This window comes from Streptomyces sp. UNOC14_S4, assembly GCF_020740835.1.
GTDB lineage: Bacteria > Actinomycetota > Actinomycetes > Streptomycetales > Streptomycetaceae > Streptomyces.
In genome coordinates this window covers 1-8,054 of record NZ_JAINFC010000356.1, presented here as the reverse complement: position 1 = coordinate 8,054, position 8,054 = coordinate 1, and the positions used below count along the sequence as shown (strand labels likewise).

The window sequence follows — 8,054 nt, the reverse complement described above, 5'->3', positions numbered from 1 at the left end:
GTCCCGCCCTGCGGGACGCCTGCCCACAACCGGAGGTAGGACGGAAGTTCGGCCGCCGGGCCGCGCCCCGACAGGGGCGCGGGGAACTGCGCGACCAGCCCCCACCGGTCCGCAGACGCGCGCGCAGCGCAAGACGCACCCCGATAGGCGCAACGGCGGAGCCCGGGGCGCAGCCCCGGTCAATGGGCCGGGGCCACCGCCACCGCCATCGTCATGCTGACGGCATGCGTACCGCCGTTGCGGTACGCATGCGGCACCCCGCCGTCGAACGTCGCCGACGTCCCCGCCGGCACGTCGTACTCCTCGCCGTCCACGACGAGGGTGAGCGTGCCCGCTGTCACCGTGAGGAGTTCGACCGTGCCGGGCGGGTGCGGGTCGGAGTCGCGGCTGTCGCCGGGGGCGATGTGCCAGTCCCACAGCTCCAGGGGCCCCCGGCCCTGGGCGCCGACGAGCAGGGCCGTGTGGCTGCCCGCCTCCGTCGACCACATGCGTACCGCCTCGTGCCCGGGGACGAGGCGGACCCGGGTGCCCCGCTCCTGGTCGAGCAGTGTCGTGATGCTGACGCCGAGCGCGTCCGCGAGCTTGACGGTCGTGCCCACGCTGGGGTTGGTGCGGGCCTGCTCGATCTGGATGATCATGCCCCGGCTGACGCCCGAGCGGGCCGCGAGGGCGTCCAGGGTGAAGTTGCGCTCGCTGCGCCAGCGCTTGAGATTGCGGGCGAGCGACTGCGTGAGCTGATCGAGATCCGTCACTGTCCTCAGCTTTCCCCGAGCCGCAAAAGTTTAATATTTTCTTGGCGTGGTCCATTGCACTGCACTACGGTGCGCTGTACTGCACTGTTCAGCACACTGTACTGCGAGGTGTTCTCCCATGACAGCGGCCTTCGCCCTGATCACCAGCCTTCTGTGGGGGCTGGCCGACTTCGGCGGCGGGCTGCTGACCCGCCGCATCCCCGCGCTCACGGTAGTGCTCGTCTCCCAGCTGCTGGCCGTCGGCGTGCTGGGCACCGTCGTCGTCGCCACCGGGGCCTGGACGGAGGCCGGCCCCCGGCTGTGGTTCGCGGCGGCCGCGGGCCTGATCGGCCCGGCGGCGATGCTCTCCTTCTACCGCGCGCTGGCCCTCGGGCCGATGGGTGTCGTCGCGCCCATCGGCGCGCTCGGCGGGGTCGCGATCCCCGTCGGGGTGGGAATGGCGATCGGGGAGCGTCCCGGGCTCGTCCAGTTCGCCGGGATCGCGGTGGCCGTCGCCGGGGTCGTCCTCGCGAGCGGCCCGGCGCGCGGCGGAGCGCCCGTCCAGCGGCAGACCCTGGTGCTCACCGTCGGCGCGGCCGTGGGCTTCGGCGCGGTCATGGCCCTGATCGCGGAGGCGTCCACCACGCTCACCGGGCTCTTCCTCGCGCTCTTCGTGCAGCGCGTGTGCAACGTGCTCGTCGGCGGCACCGCCCTCTGGGCGTCCGTACGGCGCGGCGGCACCGCGCTGCCCGCCGAGGGGTGGGGCGCGGTGCGCGCCGCCCTGCCCGCGCTCGCCTTCGTGGGCCTCGCGGACGTCGCGGCCAACGGCACGTACAACCTGGCCGCGAACAGCGGGCCGGTCACCGTGGCCGCGGTGCTCGCCTCCCTCTACCCCGTGGTGACGGCGCTGGCCGCGCGGGGCGTGCTGAGCGAGCGGCTGCGCACCGTCCAGGCCACGGGCGCGGGCCTCGCCCTCGTGGGCACGGTCCTCCTCGCGGCAGCCCGTTAGCCCGGGCCGCCGCGGGCGAGATGGCGAGACGGTGCGTCAGAGCGCCGAGAGCTCGGCGAGCAGGTCGTCCAGGCCCAGCGAGCCCTGCGACAGCGCGGCCATGTGCCACGCCTTCGCGTCGAACGCGTCACCGTGCCGCTTCCGGGCCGCCTCGCGCCCGGCCAGCCAGGCCCGCTCGCCCAGCTTGTAGCCGATGGCCTGGGCCGGCATGCCGAGGTAGCGCACCAGCTCGCTGTCGACGAAGGCGGCGGGGCGGCCGCTGTGCATCCCGAAGAACTCCCGTGCCAGCTCGGGCGTCCAGCGCTCGCCGGGGTGGAACGGCGAGTGCTCCGGGATCTCCAGCTCCAGGTGCATGCCGATGTCGACGATCACGCGCGCGGAGCGCATCATCTGCGCGTCCAGGTAGCCCAGCCGCCGCCCCGGGTCGGTGAGGAAGCCCAGCTCGTCCATGAGCCGCTCCGCGTAGAGCGCCCAGCCCTCGCAGTTGGCGCTGACGTGGCCGACCGTCGTCTGGTAGCGGGAGAGCCGGTCCGCCACGTGCGTCCACTGCGCGAGCTGGAGGTGGTGGCCGGGCACGCCCTCGTGGTACCAGGTGGACACCAGGTCGTACTCCGGGAACCGGGTCTCGCCCATCGTCGGCAGCCACGTCCGGCCCGGGCGCGAGAAGTCCTCGGACGGCGAGGTGTAGTACGGGGCGGCGGCGCCGCCCGGGGGCGCGATCATCGACTCGACGCGCTTGACCCGCTCGGCGAGCTCGAAGTGGGTGCCGTCCAGCGCCTCGATGGCCTCGTCCATCAGGCCCTGGAGCCACTGCCGGGCCTCCTCGACGCCCTCGACGTGCGGGCCGTGGGCGTCGAGGTGGGCCAGAGCCTCCCACGGGGTCTTCGCGCCCGGCAGGATCTTCTCCGCCTCCTCGCGCATCTCGCCGAGGATGCGGTGGAACTCCGACCAGCCGTACGCGTACGCCTCGTCCAGGTCGAGGTCCGTGCCGTTCCACAGGCGCGACCAGCGGGCGTAGCGCTCACGGCCCACCACGTCGGCGGCGCCCTCGACGGCCGGGGCGTAGACGTCGCGCAGCCAGTCGCGCAGCGCGACCAGAGCGCCCGTCGCGGCCCGGGCGCTCTCCGTCAGCTCACCGCGCAGCTCGTCGGGGCCCTCCGCGACGAACTCGGCGAACCAGCCGCCGTCCGTGCCGATCCACTCGTCCAACTGCCCCAGGAACGTGCTCACCTGGCGCGGTCCCGCGGGCAGCTTCTGCTCCAGGCCCTCGGCGAGCGCCGCGCGGTAGGACTCCAGCGCCGCCGGGACGGCCCGCAGGCGCGCCGAGACCGCCGACCAGTCCTCGGCCGACTCGGTCGGCATCAGGGAGAAGATCTGCCGCACCGAGTGCGCCGGGGAGTGGATGTTGCTGACCGCGCGCAGGTGCTCGCCCGCCTCGTGCACCGCGAGTTCGGCCGTCAGTCGCTCCCGCAGCAGCCGGGCGCACAGCCGCTCGGCGTCGCTGTCCGCGCCGGGCAGCCGCTCGGCCTCGGCGAGCCGGTCGAGGGTCGTACGGGCCAGGTCGGCGAGGGCCGCCGCGCCCGCGGGGGAGTAGTCGGGCAGGTGCCGGGCGGACTCCGCCACGCCCAGGTAGGTGCCGGTGATCGGGTCGAGTTCGAGGAACGCGTCGACGTAGGCGTCGGCGACCTGACGGGGCAGCGGATTCTTGGTGTTGTTGGGCATGCGCTCATCCTCGTATGCGCGGGGTGGCCACGTCATCGGGATTCCCGGTCACGGATCACAGGAGCGGTGGGGCAGCATGGGGGACAGATCAGGAGATGTCAGGTCTTGCGGGCCGTCACGTCCGTACGGGCGGCCCGGGCGGCGGCCGTCGGCGGTACGGACAGCGGCACGGTCGACGGTACGGTCGGCGGTACGGGGGCGAGCCGCGCCGTGACGACGAGGGTGCCCTCCTCGATCAGGTAGTCCAGCGGCAGGCCCAGCGAGCGCATCGCGGCCACCATCGCGGTGTTGGACGCCTGGGTGACCGCGTAGACGCTCTCGCAGCCCGCCTCGGCGGCCATCCCCACCAGCCTGCCGAGCAGTTCGCCGCCGACGCCGCGGCGCTGCCACGCGTCCTCGACGAGCAGCGACACCTCGGTCTCCTCGCCGTCCCACAGCAGGTGGGCGAGGGCCACCAGCCTGCCGGAGGCCGTGAAGGCGCCCAGGGTACGGCCGAAGCGCGGGCCCAGCAGATGCGTCAGATAGCGGTCGGCGTCGCCCACCGGGCCGTGGTAGCGGCGGGACAGCGTCCGGGCCGAGCAGCGCCCGTGCATCTCCCGCGCGGCCGCGAGGTCCGCCGGCCCGGCCCGGCGGACGGTGATCTCGTTGCCCTCGGCGAGGGTCAGCACGTCGCTGCGCGGGGGCACCCGCGGCCCCAGGCGGGCGTCGAGCTCGACCAGGGCGCGGGCCCGCGCGAACTCGGTCGGGGTGAAAGGCAGATAGGGGCGCTCGATGGTGATCGACCCGCCTGCCGGGTCGCGCAGCCGCATCACCGTCTCCTCCCACATCCCCTCCGGCGGCACCGACGCGTCCGCGTCGCCGTCGCGCGCGGGCACCGAGCGGATGGTGCAGCGGCCGAAGAGCTGCCGCAGCGCGAGCGGGAGCTCGGCCCCGTCGAGGGCCGTGCGGGTGGCCAGGGTGAGGGCCCTGGTCGGGGCGTCGACGAGGTCGTGGGCGTCCGCGCGCTCCAGCCAGGTGCCGCGGCCCCCGCCCGCGCCCGCGGCCTCCGTCAGCTCCCGGGAGGTCAGCGCGCCCGGGGCACGCAGCAGCAGTTCGTCCACGGTGCCGTCGCCCAGTGGATGCGTCTGGAGCGAGAGGATGTCGACGCGCCGGTGCGCCAGCGCCACGCACAGCGCGGCGAGGCTGCCCGGCTCGTCACGGACGGTCGTGCGCATCCGCCAGAGGGCGGTCTCCGTGGCGGCGGTCTCCGTGGCGGTGGGCGCCGGGGCCGCCACGGTCGGCACGACCGTGCCGGCGCGGTCGTGCCGCCGCCGGGCCCACCAGGCGTGGAAGCCGGTCGTGGCCAGCAGCGCGGCGGCCGACGCGACCAGCAGGACCGGGCCGTCCGGGCCGTGCACGACCGTGTTCGCCACGGAGTCGGCGGCGGCCACCGCGGTGAACACGGCGGCCAGCTCTGCCAGGTCCCGTCGCCAGTGGTGTGGCGCGTGCACGCCCTTCGCGCGGGTCTCGTCCGTCATGGCCCCACCCTGACCCAGCGGTGTTGCGTGATCACGAACGGCTCGTGTCCGATGGGTTAAGGGGGTTCTTGGGGCCAACTGTCCGCTTTCCCCAGCCGTTCCCCAGCCGTTCCCCATCCGTTGCCCAGCCGTTCCCCGGCCGCCTCCGGTCAGCTGCCGGAACGCAGATCGGCCAACGCGTCCTCGATGCCGCGGTGGAACGTGGGATAGGCGTAGATCATATGGCGCAGGGCCTCGACCGGAACCTCGGCCTGGACCGCCACCGCGAGGCCGTACATCATCTCGCCGCCCGCCGGGCCCGCCGTGGTCGCGCCGACCAGCACCCCGCGGACCTCGTCCTCGACCAGCTTGACCAGGCCGTCGTTGCCCGCCTTGTGGATCCAGCCGCGGCTGGAGGACGGCACCCGCGACAGGCCCGTGCGCACCCGCAGCCCCTTCTCCCGGGCCTGATACTCCGTCAGGCCCACGGCGCCGACCTCCGGGTCGGTGAACGTCACCCGGGGCAGCGCCCGGTAGTCGGCCTCGGGCCCCGGCTCTCCCAGCACCGCCCGGACCGCGATCTCCGCCTCGTACATCGCGATGTGCGTGAACGCGCCGTGCCCCGTCACATCGCCCACGCCCCACAGCGCGGGCGCCGCCAGCAGCCGCCCGTCCACCCGCAGCGACCGTGCCCCCGGGTCGAGCCCCACGGTCTCCAGGCCCAGGTCCGAGAGGTCCACGCGCCGGCCGGTGGCCACCAGCAGCTGTTGCGCCGTCAGATCGGTGCCGTCCTCCAGGGAGAGGGTGAAAGCGTCCCCGTCGTGCCGCACCCGGGCCGCCCGCGCATCCGTCCGGATCGCCAGGCCCTCCCGCCGCAGCACCTCCGCCAGCAGCGCGCCCACCTCCGGCTCCTCGGCCGGCAGCAGCCCCGCCATGGCCTCCACGACCTCGACGCGGGTGCCGAACCGGGCGTAGACCTGTGCCAGTTCGAGACCGATGGCACCGCCGCCGAGCACGAGGAGCGAGGCGGGCGGCTCCTTCGCCGCGATCGCGTCGCGGTTCGTCCAGTACGGCACGTCGGCGAGGCCCGGCACCGGGGGCACGGACGGCTTGCTGCCGGTGGCGATCACCACCCCGCTGCGGGCCTCGAAGACCCGGCCGCCGGCCTCGACGCGGCCGGGACCGGCCAGCCGCCCCCGGCCCCGGACCAGCCTGCCGCCCTTGCCGGTGAAGCGGTCGGCCGCCACCTGGTCGTTCCAGTCGTCGGTGGCCTCGTCACGGATGCGCCCCGCCACCGGGGCCCAGTCGGGGACCACCTGGGCGGAGCCCGCCATGCCGGGGATACGGTGGCCCTCGGCCAGCAGGTTCCCGGCCCGGATCATCATCTTGCTGGGGACGCACCCCCAGTACGGGCACTCGCCGCCGACCAGCTCCGCCTCGACACCCACCACCTCGAGACCGGCCTCGGCGAGCCGCCCCGCGACGTGCTCACCGCCGGGCCCCATACCGATGACGACGACGTCCACCTGTTCGGCCTCGGCCATGGCAGCGCACCTCCGCTGACGTCTGACGGGTGTGCACCACCTTCCCACTCCCCGTCGGCCACGTCACTGTCCGACGCGCCCCGGCTGGAGCACCTTGGCGAACAGCACCGCGCCCTCTTCGTCCCGCAGACGTACGGTCAGCTCGCCGCTGTCCCCGGCGATGGCCACCTCGCCGAAGAACTGGCTGCCCTGCCCCGGCGGCACGTTCGCCGTCGCGGGCGCCTTGACGAACGGCTGCTCCGGGCCGAACGTTCCGTCCAGCTTCACCGCCGGGAAGCCGCCCGCGTTCAGCGGCCCCGAGACGAACTCCCAGAACGGCTCGAAGTCCTTGAACGCCGCCCGCTCCGGCGCGTAGTGCTGGGCCGACGTGTAGTGCACGTCCGCCGTCAGCCACACCGTGCCGGTGATCCGGCGGTGCTTGATGTGCCGCAGCAGCTCGGCGATCTGCAGCTCGCGCCCGAGCGGCGCGCCCGGGTCGCCCTGCGCGACGGCCTCGAAGTTCACCGGGCCGTCCGTGACCACCAGGCCCAGCGGCATGTCGGAGGCGATGACCTTCCACACCGCGCGCGAGCGCGCCAGCTCCCGCTTCAGCCACGCGAGCTGGCGGGCGCCCAGGATGCCCTGGGTGTCGTCGGCCTGTCTGCCGGGGGAGTTGGCGTTCCGGTACGAGCGCATGTCGAGGACGAAGACGTCCAGCAGCGGGCCGTGCCGCAGCACCCGGTAGACGCGGCCGTCACCGTCGGGGCGCCGCGTCGAGACGGGGAAGTACTCCGTGAAGGCGCGCAGGGCGCGGGCGGAGAGGGTGTCCACGTTCTTCTCGGTGTAGCGCGCGTCGTCCAGGATCTGGCCGGGGTACCAGTTGTTGTGCACCTCGTGGTCGTCCCACTGCACGACCGAGGGCACCTGGGCGTTGAACCGGCGGAGGTTCTCGTCCAGGAGGTTGTAGCGGAAGGCCCCGCGGAACTCCGCCAGGGTCTCGGCGACCTTCGACTTCTCCTCGGTGGTGAGGTTCCGCCAGACGCCGCCGTCCGGCAGCGCCACGGTCGCCGGTATCGGGTTGTCGGCGTAGATGTTGTCGCCGCTGCACAGGAAGAAGTCCGGATCCAGCCGTCGCATGTGCTCGTAGATGCGGTAGCCGCCGCGGTCGGGGTTGATGCCCCAGCCCTGCCCGGCCAGATCCCCCGACCACAGGAAGCGCACGTCGCGGCGGTGCTCCTGGGCGGTGCGGAACGTGCCGTGCACCGGGCGGCCCGTGCGCCGCGGGTCGTCGGGGTCGGCGAGCAGGACCCGGTAGTGCACCTGCTCGCCCGGCGGCAGCCCGCGCAGCGCCGTACGGCCCGTGAAGTCGGTGCCGGGCCCGACGAGCGGCCCCTCCCAGCGCCGCACCCGGCGGAACGACTCGGTCGCCGAGGTCTCCACGACCATCCGGGCCGGGCGGTCGGAGCGGACCCACACCAGGCCGGAGGACGAGGTCACGTCGCCGACCTGCGCGCCCCACCGCGCGTCCGGCCGTCCCGGGAGCGCCAGCGCGGGCGCGGCCCCGGCCCCGGCC

Annotated in this window: 6 protein-coding genes; 1 reads left to right on the top strand and 5 read right to left on the bottom strand. The window is 74.3% G+C overall.

The annotated features are described in order from the left end of the window. Positions 1–179 precede the first annotated feature (179 nt). A complete protein-coding gene (locus K6I34_RS26250; protein ID WP_229329193.1) occupies positions 180–752 on the bottom strand; it encodes a helix-turn-helix domain-containing protein in 573 nt (190 codons plus the stop codon). 118 nt (positions 753–870) lie between these two features. On the opposite strand from K6I34_RS26250, the gene K6I34_RS26245 reads away from it, so the two are divergent. Further along, on the top strand, positions 871–1,740 hold the full coding sequence (locus K6I34_RS26245; RefSeq protein WP_229329191.1) for an EamA family transporter: 870 nt from the start codon (positions 871–873) through the stop codon (positions 1,738–1,740). Positions 1,741–1,776: 36 nt separating this feature from the next. On the opposite strand, the gene K6I34_RS26240 is transcribed toward K6I34_RS26245, so the two are convergent. The 4 genes from K6I34_RS26240 to K6I34_RS26225 form a co-directional block, all read right to left on the bottom strand. Further along, entirely contained in the window at positions 1,777–3,462 is a 1,686-nt protein-coding gene (locus tag K6I34_RS26240) for a DUF885 domain-containing protein (RefSeq protein ID WP_229329189.1), read from the bottom strand. A 98-nt stretch (positions 3,463–3,560) separates the two neighbouring features. Then, positions 3,561–4,979: a GNAT family N-acetyltransferase gene (locus K6I34_RS26235; protein WP_229329187.1), complete on the bottom strand. Its 1,419-nt coding sequence runs from the start codon at positions 4,977–4,979 to the stop codon at positions 3,561–3,563. A gap of 149 nt (positions 4,980–5,128) precedes the next feature. Then, complete coding sequence (locus tag K6I34_RS26230; RefSeq protein ID WP_229329185.1) at positions 5,129–6,502, bottom strand: NAD(P)/FAD-dependent oxidoreductase; 1,374 nt, start codon at positions 6,500–6,502, stop codon at positions 5,129–5,131. 63 nt (positions 6,503–6,565) lie between these two features. Continuing rightward, the coding region (locus tag K6I34_RS26225) for an alkaline phosphatase (protein WP_229329183.1) at positions 6,566–8,054 on the bottom strand (1,489 nt) is incomplete at its 5' end.